Below are 17771 nucleotides of genomic sequence, written 5' to 3' on the forward strand. Positions count from 1 at the left end.
ACCACGGGCCGTGACTGCACGACGATGCCCGGCGGGGAGGGCCACGAGGGGTGGCCGAGGGGGCATCTGCCATGACCATTCGCTTCAACCCGCCGCCGGGGTGGCCCGCGCCACCCGCGACGTGGGTGCCGCACGACGAGTGGCTGCCCGAACCCGAGTGGCCGCAGCCCTCGGGGGACTGGCCGTTCTGGGAGGTCACCGTGCCGACCTCCCGCCCCGACAAGCCCAGCAGGAACGGCCGCGGACACCTGAGCAAGATCTCCTTCCCCGTCGCGACGGTGGCCGCGCAGTCGACGGTCTCGCTCGCCGCGCTCTTCCCGGATCGGGCTCGCCAGGAGGCGTTCGCGACCTACGGCGGCTACGGCAGCTCGTCGGGCGAAGCCGAGGTCTACGTGCCCGGTGGCCGTGGGCGAGCGACGAAGGCGGGGCGCGAGTTCTACGAGCCCCGTGGCCGGGCGGGTGGCTCGGGACCGACCCGCTCCGGACTCAGCGGCTCGGTGCTCAACGGTTCGGCTGGAGCGTCGGCCGGCGTCGGCGCCGAGCCGCTCGACCCGACGACACGACCCGAGACCGTCGTGGACGTGGACGTGGACGTGGACGTGGACGTGGACGTGGATGTCGATGTTGGTGCCGGAGTCGACGCGGGTGTCGATGGCGGTGCCGACGTGGCCGGAGCCGGCGAAGCGACGGTGTCCCCCGGCATCCGGCTCTCGCCTGTCCTGCGGCTCGTGGCCCACCCGTCGGGGCTGCGCGTGCAGTTCCGGGTCGGGGGGCCGGTCGCGGCGGCGCTCGCCGACGTCATGACGCCGGCCATCGAGGCAGCGACGCCAGGGCTCTCCGGCGGGCGCGCTGGTGGGGAGCTGGCCGGCGGGCGCGACGGCCGGGGCGGTGGCGGCCGCGAGAGCGGGCTGCGGAGGCTGCTGCGCGGACGTCGCGGACCCGACCGCCACGCGTCCGGTGAGCAGGGCGGCCAGGGCGTCCGGCCCGCGCCCGGAGAGCCGGGGGCGCTGTCGGTCCGCGACCTCGCCCGCCGCTCGCTCGACGCACGCCGGGGCGACGACCGGGCCGAGGCCGCTGCCGTGGAACAGGAGCTGTGCTCGCTGCACCGTCAGACCTTCAGCGTCATCCGCCGTGCCGCGGTGCCGCTCGAATTGGTGACTCCGTCCGAGGCCGAGGCCATCAACCAGAAGGCTCTCGATGCGGCCGGCGCCAACGCGAAGGGGCTGAGCCGTGCCGAGAGCGCGCGGCTCAGGGCGGTCGCGGCGGAACACGCCGAGGCGTTCGTCGCCGCGAGCAACGTCGCGCGGCGCGTGGTTGCCGGCCGCCGGCAGGCGCTCGCCGACGGGGCGTGGCGGCTGCTCGAGGCCAACGACCCAGCCGTCGTCGTCGCCGTCGTCGACGAGGCGATGCGCTTGTCGGGGGGTGACGTCACGTGCCTCGACGCGGGCGTCGACCCCGTCTCCCACCGGGCGTACGTGACGGTGCTGCTGCGTTTCCCGACCATCGACATCGTCGCCGACGAGGGCCGCGAGGTCGCGCGCTCGGGCAAGGTCGTGTGGCGGCAGCGCAGGCCGTCGGAGCGCTACGGGGTGTATGCCGCCGGGCTTGCGTCCGCCGTGCTCGCCGCCGCGAAGCAGGTCGCCAGCATCGCGATCGCCGCCGACGACGTGAATGTCGTCGTCGTGCGCCCGACGCGCAACGGCCGCGAGGTGGAGCCGATCTACGTCGGAGTCCTCGACCGCGAGGACGTCTCGCTCCGTCACCCCGACGCCGACCCGCTGCCGCTCGTCATCGGCTCCGCGGTGCCCGACGGCATCCGGATCGACGGGCCTGAGCGTGAGGTGACCGCGCTCGACCCCGCCGCCGACCGCGACGGCGCCCTGCGCGAGATCGTCGACGCGTGCCGGGCCGCCGAGGCAGCTGGGGACTTGGACGCCGCGGACGCCACGAAGGCTGGGCGGGCGACCGGGGAGGGCGGCTAGGTGCGCGGTCCGGCGCTGGGTGCCTGAACCGCAGTGCACGCCGCTACGGCAGCGGCTGGGGTTGGACGAGGCGGCGTAGCGCGATCGCAGCGAGCGGCCGGTAGCCGACGACGACGGGGGCCGGGCCGTCGATGACGACCTCCGCCTGGCACCCGCCGGGCGCCGGTCGCACGACGTGGTCGAGCGTCGCATGCACCAGACCGAGCCGCACGTGCCAGCGCCACTCCATCGCCTCGGCGTCGACGGCAAGCACCTGGAACGGCATCCGGACGCCGAGAGGTCCGACGACAAGGCCGTTCAGGCCCGGCGCGATGGTCGGTCTGGCGGCGATGACCTCCCGGATCTGCGGTGACCATGACGACCAGAGTGCGAGCTGCTCGTATCGTCGCCAGACCGTCGCCGGGTCGGCGCGGCCGGTCGCGGTGATCGTCGTCCGCACGGCTCGGTCCCTTTGTCGCTCAGGCCTCGCGCGACGGCGCCGGGCTGTCGACGTTGACGGTCGGGGTGCCGGTGCCGCAGCGCACGATGACTGCGCGGGACGTGCCGTCGCCGGGGTTGGACTCACGGTGCACGGCGCCGGCCGGCACCCGCAGGAAGTCCCCGGGGCCGGCCTCGACGACGACCTCGCCGCCAGGACCCGACTCGAGACGCATCCGACCGGAGACGACGTAGAGGGTCGTGTCGTGGTCGCCGTGGTGGTGCCAGCCCGAGACAGCTCCGGGTTCGGTGTCGACCGTCCCCGACCACATCGTCTCGGTGTGGAGGGCGACCTGGCGGCTCATCCCGGGGGTCGGGTCGGCCGGGCTCAACGCGTCGCCCGCGACGCGCGTGCACGGCTGGGCGGGGTCGGCATGCTCGGTCATACGCCCATCAAACCGCGGGTGCGCACCAAAGTGACCACTCGAGCGTCGAGCGGTCGGTTCGGTACGCACGCACGTGACCACTCGAGTGTCGAGTGGTCGGTTCCGTTCGCCCGGCCGACCTCTTGACGGACCCCGGCGCCGGGTCTATGTTTTGACCTAAATTTAGTCCTGAACTTAGTCGGGACGACGGCGAAGGGTGAGTCGATGACGACCAACGGGTACGCGGCCGGGCGCGGCGACCTGGTGCGCGCCAGCGTGCTGGGCCTGCTCGGCACGAGGGGGCCGTCCTCGCGGGCCGACATCGCCCGCATCCTCGGCGTCAGCCCGGCCACCGTCACGCAGACGACGAAGGAGCTGCTGGCCCGCCGGCTCGTCACCGAGCTCGAGTCGGTGCCCAGCGCGGGCGGGCGCCCGGCACGCCTCCTCGGCCTGGACCGCGCCGCCGGTTACGCCATCGGCGCCAAGGTCACCGCCGACCACATCGCCATCGTCGGCGTCGACCTCGACGGAACGGTGCGCTCGTCGGAGTCCGTGCCGTTCGACCCGAGCCCCCGCGACGCGCTCGACGTGCTCTGCTCCGCCCTCTCCGACGCGGTGTCGCGCCAGGAGGGCAACCTGCTCGGGGTCGGCATCGGCATCCCGGGCGCCGTCGACTCGCAGGCCTCCGGGATCGTCGACGCGCCGACCATCGGCTGGCAGCGCGCGGCCGTCGGCCCGCGGCTGCGCGACCGGCTCGGTGTGCCGGTGCTCGTCGACAACGACGTCAACACGCTCGCCGCCGCCGAGAGCGTCTACGGCATCGGCCGCCAGCACGACTCCTACATCGTCGTGACGATCGGCCGCGGCGTCGGCTGCGGCATCGTCCAGCACGGCGTCGTCGTACGCGGCGCCCACGGCGGTGCCGGCGAGATCGGGCACGTCCCCGTCACCGATGACGGCCCGACCTGCGGCTGCGGCAACGTCGGCTGCCTCGAGGCGTACGTCGGTGAGCCGGGGCTCGTCGCCGAGGCCGTCCGCCGCGGAGTCATCGGCCGCCGGGGCACGGTCAAGGGACTCTCGCGCGCCGCCGCCGCCGGTGATGCCGAAGCCCTCGCGGTCTACGAGCAGGCCGGGCGCCTCCTCGGCCGCGCGCTGGCCGGCGTCGTGCACACCCTCGACCCGGAGTGCGTCGTGCTCATGGGCGAGGGCATGGACGACTGGGCGCACTGGGAGCAGGGCTTCGAGGCCGCCTTCCGCCGCCACCTCATGCCGACCCGCCGCGACATCCGCTGCATCGTCGAGCCGTGGACCGAGGACCAGTGGGCCGTCGGCGCCGCGTCGCTCGTGCTCGCGACGCCCTTCGACGCCGTCGCGGGTGGCCAGCAGGGTGAGCTCGTCCGGGCGCGGCTCCAGGCCGCGATCGAGGACGTCTCATGACCGCCACGACGCACGGTGCGCCGAAAGCCGTTGCCACGACACGGCATACGCGGGGAGCCGGCTCGCGTGGACGTGCGTGGCGCAACCGCGGCTGGGTGCTGTTCTTCCTCGCCCCGAGCGCCGTGCCGCTCCTGCTCTTCACGGCGGTGCCGATGATCAGCTCGATCTGGGTCAGCCTGCACGACTGGAACCTCATCTCGGCCATGAGGTGGGTCGGCCTCGACAACTACACCGACCTGCTCACCGACGAGCAGACGCGGGAGGTCTTCCTCCACACCCTCCTCTACTGCGCCGGCTACCTGCCGCTCGTCTACGTCGGCGGGCTCGGTCTCGCCCTCGCGCTCAACCAGCGGATGCCGGCGCGCGCGTTCTTCCGCGCGGCGTACTTCCTGCCCGTCGTGACGAGCTGGGTCGTCGTCGCCCTCGTGTGGAAGTGGCTGCTCAACCCGAGCAACGGCCTCGTCAACACGATCCTCGGCGCGCTCGGCCTGCCCGAGCCGGGCTGGTGGACCGACCCGACGTGGGCGCTGCCGGCCGTGATCCTCAGCTCGGCGTGGAAGGACCTCGGCTTCGTCATGGTGATCATGCTCGCGGGGCTCCAGGCGATCCCGAGCGACGTCGTCGAGGCCGCGACGGTCGACGGCGCCGGCCCGTGGCAGCGGTTCTGGCGGATCACCCTGCCGCTGCTCTCGCCGTCGACGTTCTTCGTCGTCGTCATCTCCCTCATCAACGGCTTCCAGGTCTTCGACCAGGTCTACGTCATGACCGGCGGCGGCCCGCAGGGCGCGAGCCAGGTCGTCGTCGGGCAGGTCTACGACCTGACGTTCCGCTACGGCCGGGCCGGCGAGGCCAGCGCGCTGTCGTGGATCCTCTTCGCCGTCATCCTGCTCATCACGGCCGTGCAGATCCGCGGCCAGAAGCGGTGGGTGCACCATGCCTGACCAGCTGACCCTCGCCCCGCCGCCCGCGCCGAGCCCGGCCGTCCCGCCGCCGGCTCCCGCGGCCATCTCGACCGCGCGCCGCCGCTGGGGTGCACTGACGCTGCTTCGGTATGCCGCCGTGCTGGCCGGAGCGGTCGTCATGCTCTTCCCCTTCCTCTGGACGGTCGTCACGAGCATCACGCCCGAGGGGTCGCTCGCCGACGGGCCGCGCCTCTGGGTCGAAGACCCGACGACCGCGGCCTACGGCACCCTGCTCGAGACGCTGCCGATGTGGCGGATCCTGCTCAACTCGTTCTGGATCGCCGTCGTGTCGACGCTGCTGCAGCTCGTCACGGGCACGATGGCGGCCTACGGCTTCGCACGCCTGACCTTCCGGGGCAAGAACGTCGTCTTCGCGCTCTACCTCGCGACGCTCATGGTGCCGCTCCAGGTGCTCGTCGTGCCGCTCTTCATCGAGATGAAGGTGCTCAATCTCCAGGACACGTACATGGCGCTGCTCGCGCCGTCGATCGCCTCGGCGTTCGGGGTGTTCCTGCTCAAGCAGGCCGTCGAGAGCGTGCCGCGCGAGCTCGACGAGGCCGCGACCATCGACGGCGCCGGCCACCTGCGCATCTTCGCGACGATCATCGTGCCGCTCATCCGGCCCGCGCTCGCTACCGTCGCCGTCTTCGCGTTCATGGGCAGCTGGAACAGCTTCCTCTGGCCGCTCGTCGTCATCCGCTCGCCCGAGTTCATGACGCTGCCGCTCGGCCTGTCGACCCTCCACGGCCAGTTCACGACCGAGTGGGACGTCGTCATGGCCGGGTCGGTCTTCTCGATCGTGCCCATCGCGATCGTCTACCTCCTGGCCCAGCGCCACATCATCGCCGGCGTGGCCCACTCCGGGCTCAAGTAGCCCGCCCACCGCAACCCCACCCCAAGAACGTCCGAGAGCACACCCGGTCTCGGCAGGCAGCGAAAGGCACCCCCATGAAGAACATCGCCAGGCGCAGTGTCGCGCCTGTCATCGCCGGCCTCGTGCTGGCGCTCGGCGCCTGCGCGCAGGGCTCCGCGACGAAGACCGACAACGCGCCCGCCACCGCCGGCGGCCCCGTCACGATCCGCTACATGAACTTCTCGGCCAACGGCGGCCACGAGAAGGACCTCGACGCCATCAAGGCGGCGTTCGAGAAGGCCAACCCGTCGATCAAGGTCCAGGTCGAGACCACCCCCTACGACGCGTACTTCACCAAGCTGCAGACCGCCGTCGCGGGCGGCACGGCCGGTGACACGTTCGAGCTCAACTACGAGAACTTCGTGACGTACACGAAGAGCGGCGCGCTCGCGGAGCTGAGCGGCGTCGACGCGGCGGCGTACAAGCCGTCGCTGCTCGAGGCGTTCCAGGCCGACGGCAAGCAGTACGGCCTGCCCGAGTCGTTCAGCAACGTCGTCCTGTTCTTCAACAAGGACCTCTTCAAGGCTGCCGGTGTGGCCGAGCCCACCGCGGACTGGACGTGGAAGGACGAGCAGGCCGCCGCGGCGAAGCTCACCGACAAGGCCAAGAAGGTCTGGGGCGACTACCAGCCGATCAGCTTCTTCGAGTTCTACAAGGCTCTCGCGCAGTCCGGCGGCGAGTTCCTCAACTCCGACAAGACGGCGTCCACCTTCAACTCGGCCGCCGGCAAGCAGGCCGCCGCGTTCCTCGTCGGCAAGGCCGGCAAGACCATGCCGACCGAGGCCGACGGTGCCGGCACGCCCGACTTCGACTCGAAGCTCTTCAAGAGCGGCAAGCTCGCGATGTGGCACACCGGCATCTGGCTGTTCTCCGGCATGGCGGACGCGCCGTTCGCGTGGGACGTCGTCGTCGAGCCGGGCAACGCGAAGAAGGCATCGGCGATGTTCACGAACGGGGTCGTCGTCTCCTCGCAGAGCAAGAACAAGGAAGCCGCCCAGAAGTGGGTCAGCTACCTGACGAGCTCCGACGTCATGACCGACCTGCGCCTCAAGACGAGCTGGGAGCTGCCGCCCGTCGCCGACGAGGCCAAGCTCGCCAGCTACCTCAAGGCGGGCAAGCCGGCCAACCGCCAGGCCGTCTTCGACTCCCTCGACGCCACGGTCCTGCCGCCGGTCGTCGAGCGCCAGCAGGAGCTGCAGGACGCCGTGACCAAGGAGCTGACCGCCGCGGCCGCCGGCCGCAAGGCCGTCGACCAGGCCCTCGCCGACGCGCAGAAGGCCGTCGACGCGCTCCTCAAGTAGCGCTCGTCAAGCGACCCCACCCCTCACCGACCCGAGAGACCAGCCGGAGCATGAGCACCCTCGTCACCCACCGTCCGTACGGCATCGAGCACCCGTATGCCGTGTCGCCCGACCAGCGCGTCCCCGTCCTCCCGCACCTGGGCCGGTCGACGACCCTCGGCGTGCAGGCCGCGCCCGAGGTGACGGCGGTGGTCTGCGAGTGGCGCGTCCGTGACGGCAGTGGGGAGGTCGTGTCGCTCGCCCTGGAGCCGGTGACGGCGAGTGTCGCGGATGCCGCGGCGCTCGCCGGCGGGGAGGGCCACCTCGCCGAGGCGCAGGCGGCATCGATTGGTGGCGAGGGTGCCTGGGCCGTCGAGTCGCCGGTGCTCGAAGAGGTCGATGGCTACGAGTACCGGTTCGTGGCGGCGACGGGCGACGGCCGGTCGGTGGGGACGGGGTGGTTCGCGGTCGCGCCGGCGCGCTGGGTCTCGGAGCTGCCCGCCGGGTTCACGGGTGGGCTCACGGTCGGTGGTGGCCGGCTCGTCGAGGGCTCGGTCGAGTGGTTCGTCACGGTCGACGGCGTGCAGCGGGCCCGGTTCGCCCTGGCACTGGGGGAGGGCGACCACGTCGTCGGCTTCGGCGAACGCTTCGACCACCTCGACCAGGCCGGTCGGCGCCTCGACGCCGTCGTCTTCGAGCAGTACAAGTCGCAGGGCGAGCACGGTCGCACGTACCTGCCGATGCCGTTCGCGCACGTCATCGGTGCCGACGGCTCGGGCTGGGGCTTCCACGTACGCACGTCGCGGCGGACCTGGTTCGACTGCGGCGTCGACGACCCGTCGCGGCTCGTCGTCGAGGTGGCGCTCGGCGGGTCGGCCGACGAGAACGTCGACGTCGGTGTCTACGACGGCACGCCCACCGAGGTGCTCACGGCGTTTCTCGACGAGGTCGGGCGTGCCGAGGAGCTGCCCTCGTGGGTCTTCCGGCTCTGGGCGTCGGGCAACGAGTGGAACACCCAGGCCATCGTCACGGAGCGGATGGACAGCCACCGCGACCTGGACATCCCGGTCGGCGTCATCGTCATCGAGGCGTGGAGCGACGAGGAGGGGATCATGCTGTGGCGGGACGCGACGTACCAGCCGCGCCCGGACGGGTCCCCGTTCTCGCTGGCCGACCTCGCGTTCCCGGCCGACGGAGCGTGGCCCGACCCGAAGGCGATGGTCGACGACCTGCACGCCCGCGGGATCAAGGTCATCCTCTGGCAGATCCCCCTCCTCAAGACGGCGGCCTCGGAGGACGGCTTGCACGAGCAGGTGCTCGCCGAGGGGGAGGCCATGGTCCGCGGAGGGCACGCGGTCCGCGAGGCCGACGGGACGGCATACCTCAACCGGGGCTGGTGGTTCCCGAAGTCGCTCATGCCCGACCTCTCGACGCAGCGCACGCGCGACTGGTGGACGGCCAAGCGCGACTACCTCGTGCGCGACCTCGGCGTCGACGGGTTCAAGACCGATGGCGGCGAGCACGCGTGGGGGCACGACCTCACGTACGGCGACGGGCGGCGGGGCAGCGAGGGCAACAACCTCTATCCGGTGCACTACGCGCGAGCGTTCGGTGACCTGCTGCGCAAGCACGGCAAGGCGCCGATCACCTTCTCCCGCAGTGGCTTTGCCGGATCCCAGGCGCATGGCGTGTTCTGGGCGGGCGACGAGGACTCTACGTGGGAGGCCTTTCGGCACTCCGTCACGGCGGGGCTCACCGCAGCGTCGTGCGGCATCGTCTACTGGGGCTGGGACCTCGCGGGCTTCAGCGGCGCGGTGCCCGACTCCGAGCTCTACCTCCGGGCGGCCGGCGCGTCGGCGTTCATGCCGATCATGCAGTACCACTCGGAGTTCAACCACCACCAGGAGCCGCTGCGCGACCGCACGCCCTGGCACGTCGCGGACCAGACGGGCGACCATCGCGTGGTGCCGGTGTTCCGCGAGTTTGCTTGGCTCCGTGAGCGACTCGTCGACTACCTCGCCTCGTCCGCGGCGGCCACGGTGGCGACCGACCGACCGCTCATGCGGCCGCTGTTCTTCGACCACCCGGGGGCGGCCGAGGCCTGGGAGCAGCAGCAGTGGATGCTCGGCGCCGACCTGCTCGTCAGCCCGGTGACCTCGCCCGGGGCCTCGACGTGGCCCGTGTGGCTCCCGGAGGGGGAGTGGGTCGACGTCTGGACCGGCGAACCGGTGCGCGGCGGCCGGGTGGTGAAGCGCGACGTCCCCATCGACGTCGTGCCCGTGTGGTGCCGAGCGGACGCCTGGTCGTCCCTGGCGCCGGTCTTTGACAGGGTGGACGTATGAGGACCGACCATTTCATCCGGTTCGAGCGCGTCGACGCCGTCGAGCAGACCGAGCGCGGCCTGCTCGCGCGGCTGCACGGCGAGTGGCTGCGCGTCGAGGCCGTCCGACCCGACGTCCTGCGCGTCCAGCTGAGCCGCGGCGGGGCGTTCGACGAGCAGCCGACGTATGCCGTGTGCGTCGACCCGTTCGAGCCCGGCGCCGACGGCGCTGACGGTGCCGTGGCCTGGCGGGCCGAGCCGGGCGACGACGCGTGGCGGCTCGTGACCGACGACGTGGTCGTGACGCTGTGGCTCGACCCGTTCCGGCTCGACGTGCACCGGACCGACGGATCGGCCGTCGTCGAGTCGGTCGCCGACGAGGACGGCCGCTACTGGACCTACGCGACACTCAACGACGCGTGGACGATGCGCCGCCGCATCGGGCGCGACGACGCGATCTACGGGTTGGGCGAGAAGGGCGGCCGGCACAACCGGCGCGGACGAGACTTCGTGCTGTGGAACACGGACGTCCTCAACGAGCACGCGACGGCCGAGTTCCGCGCGGGCCTCGACCCGACCGACCCGCGGGCCGACATGACGAGCGTCGAGTTCGACCCGTACTACGTGACGGTCCCGTTCTTCCACCACCTCGACAAGGCCACGGGCGCGGCTGCCGGCTCGTTCGTCGACAACGGCTACCGCGGCGAGTACGAGTTCAGCCGCGACGACGAGTACCGGGTCACCTTCCACGGTGGTCAGTGGACCGAGTACGTGTTCGCCGGTCCGTCGATGGCCTCCATCCTCGAGCGCTACACGTGGCTGACCGGGCGCCCGGCCCTGCCTCCGATCTGGGCGCTCGGCTACCACCACTGCCGGTGGCACGCGTACAAGCAGCAGGACATCGAGGTCATCGCCAGGCGTTATCGGGACGACGAGTTCCCTTGCGACGCAATCTGGCTCGACATCGACTACATGGACGGCTACCGCGTCTTCACGTGGGACTCGGAGCGCTACCCCGACCCCCCGCGCATGCTCAAGGGGCTGGCCAACCAGGGCTACCGTGCCATCACGATCGTCGACCCGGGCGTCAAGCACGACCCGGGCTACGAGGTCTACGACGACGGGCTCGAGAAGGACGTCTTCTGCCGCACCGAGGGCGGCGACACCTACGTAGGGCAGGTCTGGCCGGGCAACACCGTCTTCCCCGACTTCGCGACGCCCGAGGCCCGCGCGTGGTGGGGGGCGCTCAACGCCCGCCACGTCGAGTCGGGTCTGGCCGGGATCTGGAACGACATGAACGAGCCGGCCACCGGCGACATCCCGCCGGAGACGATGCTCTTCGACAAGGGGCGGGCCAAGCACGAGCGCTTCCACAACCAGTACGCGCTGCTCATGGCGATGGGCACGATCGAGGGACTGCGGGCGGCCCGGCCCGACCTGCGCACCTTCATCCTGTCGCGGTCCGGCTTCGCCGGCATCCAGCGGTACGCCGCCAACTGGATGGGCGACAACCAGGCGCGGTGGGACCACCTCTGGGTGAGCATGCCGATGGCGTGCGGCTTCGGACTGTCGGGCCAGCCCTTCGTCGGCGCCGACATCGGCGGCTTCCAGGGGGACACGAACCCCGAGCTCTTCCTGCGCTGGATGCAGATGGGTGCCCTGACTCCGTTCTGCCGCAACCACTCCGAGACCAACAACGTCGACCAGTACCCGTGGTCGTTCGGCGAGGAGATCCACGATCTGGCGCGCGAGGCGGTACGGCTGCGCTACCGGCTCATGCCGTACATCTACACCGCATTCGTGCGGGCGAGCGAGACGGGTGAGCCGGTGCAGCGGCCGCTGGTCCTCGACTATCAAGGTGACCCGGGCGTTGTTGACGTCGACGACCAGTACCTGTTCGGCCGCGACCTGCTCGTCGCGCCGGTCTATGAGGCAGGCGCCACCTCGCGCGACGTCTACCTGCCCGAGGGCGACTGGTACGACTGGCACTCCGGCGAGCGGCACCCCGGCGGGCAGACGATCACCGTGGAGACCCCGCGGGAGCGGATCCCCCTCTTCGCGCGGGCCGGCGCCGCGATCCCGATGTGGACGGACGCGCCGCCGTCGACCGATGGCTACCGACCGGAGGTGGTCGAGCTGCACGTCTTCGAGCCCTCGGCCGACGGGACCTGGGAGTCGGTGCTCGTCGAGGACGACGGGCTCACCGTCACCGACGGCGAGCCGGAGCGGCTGACGACGACGGTGCTGGTGTCGCGTTCGGGCGGCGAGGTGTCGGTGTCGCACGAGACGTCCGGACCGGGGTATGCCGGCCACGCGCGGACCCGCTTCGACGTCGTGACCCACGGCGCCTGACGGACACCAGGTCGAGGCTCGGTCAGGGCGCCGTCCCGCTCACGAGGAGCGGGACACCGTGGTCCGACCCCGACGAAGCAGACCTGCAACGTCGGGCACTCCGGGGCGAGGTGCTCGTCCGGCGCGTACGCGCCGGTCGTGACGGACCACACCCCCGAGTTCCACGTCACGGACGTGTCGTCGTTGCTGTACGCGTAGGTGGCGACACAGTGCTGCGACGTGACGCATGTCAGCGAACCGAGCCGGTAGGACGCCCAGCTCGGCTCGTGGGCGGTCCAGCCGGAGCCGTTCCACTGCGCCCAGTTGCCGGCGTCGACGACGGCGAGGCACATCGACGGGCCGCCGCACGACAGGCGGGCACCGTCGGCAGGAAAGGTCGAGGGCAGCGTACGGGCCGCCGTCAGGGTCGACCCGACGTACTGCCGGTAGCGGCCGTCCGAGGCCACCAGCATGCAGGGGCCACCCGGCGCACACGAGAGTCGCGGGCCGAGACCCCACGCGTCAGACGAGGACGCCCGAGTCGGGGGTCGGGGTGCCGGTGCCGTCGTCACGTCGGACCGTGTAGGTCCTCGCCGGCGTGGTGCTGCAGCACCAGGACAGCGTCACGGACGTCGAGCCGGCCTTGGCGGTGAACGTCAGGACCGACGGGTCGGCGGTGGTCGGTGCGGGCGCCGCAGCGGGGGCGAGCTGGGATGCCGCGGCGGCGGCTTCGGACGGGCCGAGGACGACCATCGGGGCAGCGGCAAGGGCGACGGCGAGAGCGCCCGTGACCAGTGACATCAAGCGGCGATGACGGCGCGGCATGGCCACGGCTCCCCTGTCGTGTGCGGGCCGGCGCCGTGCCGGCCGTGGGAATCGTAGCGGTCGCGTGACGTCGCCGCGGGTCTTCGAGCCTGCGACTCGTGCGGGCCGGCTCCGGCGCACTTGCGTGCGGCGGTCGGTGGGGGGAAGCGTGGCACTCATGGCTGTGGATGAGGGTGGCAATGGCGGCGAGAGCCTGCTGACGGTCGTGATCGCGCTGGTGGCGAACGCGCTCATCGCCGTGGCGAAGTCTGTCGTCGCCGTCATCACCGGGTCGGCCTCGATGGTCGCCGAGGCAGCGCACTCGTGGGCCGACGCGGGCAACGAGGTGTTCCTGCTCATGGCCGAGCGTCGCGCGGCGCAGCCCAGGGACGCGACACATCCGTTCGGCTACGGCCGCGAGGCCTACGTGTGGTCGATGTTCGCGGCGTTCGGGCTCTTCGGCGCCGGCTCCGTCGTGTCGGTGTGGCACGGCATCACGGCGCTGACGCACGACGAGCCGGAGACGTCGTACGCGTGGGCGTATGTCGTGCTCGCGGTCGCGTTCGTGCTGGAGAGCGTGTCGTTCGTGCAGGCGACGCGACAGACGCGGTCGGAGGCGCGGCGGCGGGGCCTGCGACCCCTCAAGTTCATTGTGAACACGTCGAACCCGACGCTCCGTGCAGTCTTCGCGGAGGACGCCGCGGCGCTCATCGGACTCGTCCTCGCCGGCATCGGCATCTGGCTCCACCAGGTCACGGGGAACGCGCTGTGGGACGCGGCCGGGTCGATCGCCGTCGGACTGCTGCTGGGGGTGGTCGCGATCTTCCTCATCGGCCGCAACCGCGACTTCCTCGTCGGCCAGGCCGTGCGACCCGAGCTGTGGCGGCAGGCCCACGACGACCTGCAGTCGAGCGGCGAGGTCGAGCGGATCACCTTCCTGCACCTCGAGTTCGTCGGGCCGGGACGGGTCTTCCTCGTGGCCGCCGTCGACCTCACGGGTGACGACCCGGAAGCCAAGGCTGCTGCCCGGCTGGCTGCGCTCGGCAGACGTGTCGAGCGGCACGAGCTCGTCGAGCGCGCGATGATCACCCTGTCGCGCCCCGATGCGCCGACTCTCACGCCCTGAGCCGACCCGTCGGAGAGCTCGGGCTGCTCAGCGCACGCGCCGCTCGTCCCTGGGAGGTCCGTCGTCCAGGTGATGCACGACTGGCCGGCTGCTGACCGTCGGTGGCCGTTTCGGTGGTCTCGACGGGCGCGATGACGGACCCTGAGGCCATGGCGTTGGCGCTGTGCCTGCTCTTCGACTCCCGCAGCGACCGGCTCGTGCGCGAGCTCTGGTCGCGTCTCGAGGCGCGCGGCGTACGCACGCTCGAGACGCACACGCACGGGCGCCACCACCCGCACCTGTCGTATGCCGTCCTCATCGACGGCGATCCCGGCGCGGTCCGCGCGGCCGTCGCCGACCTGCCCGACGCCGGGCCGGTGGAGCTCACGGTGCAGGGCACGATCACCTTCCCGCGCGGACGCGCGGCGCTGGCCTGCTCCGTGCCGTCGGCGGTGGCCGCACGTCAGGAGCGGGTCGTCGCGGCCCTCGAGGGAACGGGGGCGGTGCTGCACCGTCACTACCTGCCGGGTCGATGGGTGCCGCACGTGTCGGTCGCGACCCGGGCGACGGGCGACGGGCTGGCCGTCGTCGTCAACGAGGTGTCCGACGTCCTGCCGCTCACCGTGCGCGCCGAGCGGTGCGCCCTCATCGACACGTCGACGGGTCAGCTCTGGCCCGTCGACGGCATCCCGTGACCCGCGCCGCCGCTCACCTCACCGGATTCCGGAGAAGTGCTTGACGCGGTAGTGGCGGTGTCGCTACTTTTGCGGAGCACCGCAGTTAAACGTATAACTCAGCAGGGAGCTCGCAATGGCGCGAACCGGTGGCCGGGGCGGCCCGACCATGAAGGACGTGGCGCGCGAGGCCGGCGTCAGCCAGGCCGCGGTCAGCCTCGTCCTCAACGACGCCGCCGGTTCCCGGGTTTCCTCTGAGACCCGGCAGCGTGTGCTCGAAGCCGTGGATCGCCTTGGTTACCGGGTGAACTCGGCCGCGAAGTCCCTCCGCGAGGGGCAGTCGCGCCTCATCGGCTTCGTCGGTGACACGGTCGCGAGCGAGCCGTTCGCGGGTGACCTCGTCGAGGGCGCGCAGGACCAGGCGTGGGTCGACGGCCACCTCATGCTCATCATCAACACCGGCGGCGACCCCCTCATCGAGGAGCGCGCCATCGACTCGCTCCTGTCCCGCCAGGTCGACGGCATCGTCTATGCCTCGATGTACAACCGCCGCCTCAAGATTCCACCGCTGCTGCGCGAGGTGCCGACGGTCGTCGTCAACGGCACGGCCGAGGACGGCTCGCTGCCGTCGGTGGCCCCCGACGAGTACACCGGCGGTCTGGAGGCGACGCGACACCTCGTCGAGCACGGCCACGAGCGCGTCGCCTTCATCAACATCGCCCCGCCCGAGTCGATGCTCCCCGCCGTCGTCGAGCGCGAGCGCGGCTTCGTCGATGCCCTCACCGAGGCGGGCCTGCGCGTCGACCGCACGCTCGTCAAGTACGGCGACGGCGATGCGGTCGCCGGTCACCGGCTCGCCACCCGGCTGCTCAAGCGCAAGCGCCGGCCGAGCGCGATCTTCTGCGGCAACGACCGCACCGCCTGGGGTGCCTACCTCGCCGCCGGCGAGCTCGGCCTCAAGGTCGGCACGGACGTGTCCGTGATCGGCTTCGACAACATGCCCGTCATCGCGCCACACCTGCGCCCCGGCCTCACCTCGATGGAGCTGCCGTTCGCCGAGATGGGGCGCCGCGGCGTCGCTCGCCTGCTGTCGGGCGACACCGACCCCACCGTCGAGCTGCTCCACTGCCCGCTCGTGACCCGCGGATCCGTCAGCCGTCCGGCGGGCCCTGCGTCGGGCACGGCGTCATGACCACGCTCACGCTCCGGCGACCCAAGCCGGAGGCCCCGGACGCCCGGCCACGGCACCCGCAGCCCACGCCCGGGCCGTCGCTCGCGAAGCGGATGGCACTGCGTTGGCAGCTCTACGTCCTGATCGCTCCGGCCCTGCTCTACATCGTCGTCTTCAAGTTCTGGCCGATGTACGGCGTGCAGATCGCGTTCCGCAACTTCAACCCGTTCGACGGGTTCGGCGGCAGCCCGTGGGCCGGGCTCCAGCACTTCCAGCGGTTCTTCGGCTCCGCCCAGTTCGCGACCCTGCTCGAGAACACGATCGGGCTCGCGGTCACGAACCTCGTCGTGGCCTTCCCGGTGCCGATCATCCTCGCCCTGATGCTCAACCAGCTCCCGGCCGGGCGGCTGCGCTCCGTCGTCCAGGGCATTCTCTACTCGCCGACGTTCATCTCGACGGTCGTCGTGGTCGGCATGCTCTACCTGCTGCTCTCCCCGCGAACCGGCATGGTCAACAACGCGATCGACCTTCTCGGCGGTGAGCGGATCCTCTTCATGGGCTCGCCCGAGTGGTTCCGGCCCGTCTTCGTCGGCACCACGGTCTGGCAGGAGTCAGGCTTCCAGATGGTCATCTACCTCGCGGCCCTCGCCAGCATCGACCCGGCGCTGCACGACGCCGCCCGCGTCGACGGCGCCAACACGTGGCAGCGCCTGCGCCACGTCGACCTGCCGGGCATCGCGCCGACGATCGCCGTGCTGTTCCTCCTCGCCGTCGGCAACCTCATGAACGTCAGCTTCGAGAAGGCCCTCCTCATGCAGACGCCGCTCAACCTCGAGTCGTCCCAGATCATCCAGACGTACGTCTACCAGGCCGGCCTGCAGCAGGCGCAGTTCAGCTACAGCGCCGCCATCGGCCTGTTCAACTCGTTGCTCAACCTCGTCCTCCTGCTCACCTTCGCGCGCCTCGTCTCGCGGCTCCAGGGGGGAGCGGACCAGTGAGCGCGCCGTCAGTTGTCACCCGAGTGCGTATGCCGTCCGCCCGGCCCGCGGGACCACCGACGCGTGGGCGCTCGGCGGGGGAGCGCGCATACACCGCCGTTGCCGCTCTCGTGCTCGGCGGCGCCGTGGTGGCGATCCTCTACCCGCTGTGGTTCATCGTCGTCGCCTCGCTCAGCAACCCCGATGCGGTCAACGCGGGCGAGGTGTGGCTGCTGCCGAGCGGCTTCACGACCGACGGCTACGCCCGGCTGCTCTCCGATGCGACGGTGTGGCGCGGCATCGGCAACTCGGCGCTCTACACGTCGCTCGCCACGGTGGTCAGCTGTGCCCTCGTGCTCACGAGCGGCTACGTCCTGGCCCGCCGCGACCTGCCCTGGCGCCGGCTGCTCACCGTCCTGTTCATGACGACGATGTTCTTCGACGGCGGCCTCATCCCGCGCTACCTCGTCGTGAAGGACCTCGGCCTGCTCGACTCGGTCTGGGCGATGGTGCTGCCCAACGCGCTCGCCGTGTGGAACGTCATGATCGCCCGCACCTACTTCCGGTCGGCGATCCCCCACGAGCTGCGTGAGGCCTCCCAGCTCGACGGCGCCTCGGAGTTCCGGCACTTCTTCTCGATCGTGCTGCCGCTGTCGAAACCGCTCGTCGGCGTCATGGTGCTCATCCACCTCGTCTGGAACTGGAACGCCTTCTTCGACGCCCTGATCTTCCTCGGCGACGACACGAAGTACCCGCTGCAGCTCGTGCTGCGCAACATCCTCATCCGCTCCGAGGTCGCGGCCCAGGGCAACCTGACCTCCGACCTCGCCTCCTACGCCGAGGCGCAACGCGTCGGCGAGCTCGTGAAGTACGCCATGGTCGTCGTCTCGACGCTGCCCCTGCTCATCGTGTCCCCCTTCGCCCAGCGCTACCTCAACCGCGGTGGTGTCTCGGGCGCTCTCAAGGCCTGATC

15 protein-coding genes are annotated in these 17771 nt (G+C 71.4%); 12 read left to right on the plus strand and 3 right to left on the minus strand.

Annotation, left to right across the window (positions count from 1 at the left end):
- The first annotated feature begins 71 nt into the window (after window positions 1-71).
- The gene (locus H9I49_RS04200) at window positions 72-1982 is read left to right on the plus strand and encodes a hypothetical protein (protein ID WP_188029036.1); all 1911 of its coding nucleotides are present in this window, start codon (window positions 72-74) and stop codon (window positions 1980-1982) included.
- Window positions 1983-2025: 43 nt separating this feature from the next.
- On the opposite strand, the gene H9I49_RS04205 is transcribed toward H9I49_RS04200, so the two are convergent.
- Together H9I49_RS04205 and H9I49_RS04210 are read right to left on the minus strand one after the other, a co-directional pair.
- Window positions 2026-2421, minus strand: coding sequence for an SRPBCC family protein (locus tag H9I49_RS04205; protein WP_223128247.1), 396 nt, complete (start codon window positions 2419-2421; stop codon window positions 2026-2028).
- A gap of 19 nt (window positions 2422-2440) precedes the next feature.
- Window positions 2441-2845: a cupin domain-containing protein gene (locus H9I49_RS04210; protein WP_188029037.1), complete on the minus strand. Its 405-nt coding sequence runs from the start codon at window positions 2843-2845 to the stop codon at window positions 2441-2443.
- 204 nt (window positions 2846-3049) lie between these two features.
- Here H9I49_RS04210 and H9I49_RS04215 point away from each other — a divergent pair, with 204 nt between their 5' ends.
- The 6 genes from H9I49_RS04215 to H9I49_RS04240 all read left to right on the plus strand — a co-directional run bounded on the left by H9I49_RS04215 (window position 3050) and on the right by H9I49_RS04240 (window position 12088).
- The gene (locus H9I49_RS04215; RefSeq protein ID WP_188029038.1) at window positions 3050-4261 is read left to right on the plus strand and encodes an ROK family transcriptional regulator; all 1212 of its coding nucleotides are present in this window, start codon (window positions 3050-3052) and stop codon (window positions 4259-4261) included.
- A complete protein-coding gene (locus H9I49_RS04220; RefSeq protein ID WP_188029039.1) occupies window positions 4258-5202 on the plus strand; it encodes a carbohydrate ABC transporter permease in 945 nt (314 codons plus the stop codon). The genes H9I49_RS04215 and H9I49_RS04220 overlap by 4 nt, the downstream gene beginning before the upstream one ends.
- On the plus strand, window positions 5195-6097 hold the full coding sequence (locus tag H9I49_RS04225) for a carbohydrate ABC transporter permease (protein WP_188029040.1): 903 nt from the start codon (window positions 5195-5197) through the stop codon (window positions 6095-6097). The genes H9I49_RS04220 and H9I49_RS04225 overlap by 8 nt, the downstream gene beginning before the upstream one ends.
- Window positions 6098-6171: 74 nt before the next feature.
- On the plus strand, window positions 6172-7437 hold the full coding sequence (locus tag H9I49_RS04230; RefSeq protein WP_188029041.1) for a sugar ABC transporter substrate-binding protein: 1266 nt from the start codon (window positions 6172-6174) through the stop codon (window positions 7435-7437).
- A gap of 50 nt (window positions 7438-7487) precedes the next feature.
- Window positions 7488-9758: a TIM-barrel domain-containing protein gene (locus H9I49_RS04235; RefSeq protein ID WP_188029042.1), complete on the plus strand. Its 2271-nt coding sequence runs from the start codon at window positions 7488-7490 to the stop codon at window positions 9756-9758.
- Entirely contained in the window at window positions 9755-12088 is a 2334-nt protein-coding gene (locus H9I49_RS04240; protein ID WP_188029043.1) for a TIM-barrel domain-containing protein, read from the plus strand. Before H9I49_RS04235 ends, H9I49_RS04240 begins: the two co-directional genes overlap by 4 nt.
- A gap of 501 nt (window positions 12089-12589) precedes the next feature.
- Here H9I49_RS04240 and H9I49_RS04245 read toward each other — a convergent pair.
- Entirely contained in the window at window positions 12590-12868 is a 279-nt protein-coding gene (locus tag H9I49_RS04245; RefSeq protein ID WP_188029044.1) for a hypothetical protein, read from the minus strand.
- Between the two features lie 181 nt (window positions 12869-13049).
- Between H9I49_RS04245 and H9I49_RS04250 the strand changes: the two genes are divergently transcribed.
- From H9I49_RS04250 to H9I49_RS04270, 5 genes are all read left to right on the plus strand, one after another.
- A complete protein-coding gene (locus H9I49_RS04250; RefSeq protein ID WP_188029045.1) occupies window positions 13050-13997 on the plus strand; it encodes a cation diffusion facilitator family transporter in 948 nt (315 codons plus the stop codon).
- A gap of 131 nt (window positions 13998-14128) precedes the next feature.
- Window positions 14129-14671, plus strand: a complete 543-nt coding sequence (locus H9I49_RS04255; RefSeq protein WP_255523598.1) for a 2'-5' RNA ligase family protein — start codon at window positions 14129-14131, stop codon at window positions 14669-14671.
- 115 nt (window positions 14672-14786) lie between these two features.
- On the plus strand, window positions 14787-15842 hold the full coding sequence (locus H9I49_RS04260; protein WP_255523599.1) for a LacI family DNA-binding transcriptional regulator: 1056 nt from the start codon (window positions 14787-14789) through the stop codon (window positions 15840-15842).
- The gene (locus H9I49_RS04265) at window positions 15839-16819 is read left to right on the plus strand and encodes a sugar ABC transporter permease (RefSeq protein WP_188029046.1); all 981 of its coding nucleotides are present in this window, start codon (window positions 15839-15841) and stop codon (window positions 16817-16819) included. The genes H9I49_RS04260 and H9I49_RS04265 overlap by 4 nt, the downstream gene beginning before the upstream one ends.
- A complete protein-coding gene (locus tag H9I49_RS04270) occupies window positions 16816-17769 on the plus strand; it encodes a carbohydrate ABC transporter permease (protein ID WP_370587420.1) in 954 nt (317 codons plus the stop codon). Before H9I49_RS04265 ends, H9I49_RS04270 begins: the two co-directional genes overlap by 4 nt.
- Window positions 17770-17771: the final 2 nt, after the last annotated feature.

Source organism: Terrabacter sp. MAHUQ-38 (assembly GCF_014518425.1).
Taxonomy (GTDB): Bacteria; Actinomycetota; Actinomycetes; order Actinomycetales; family Dermatophilaceae; genus Terrabacter.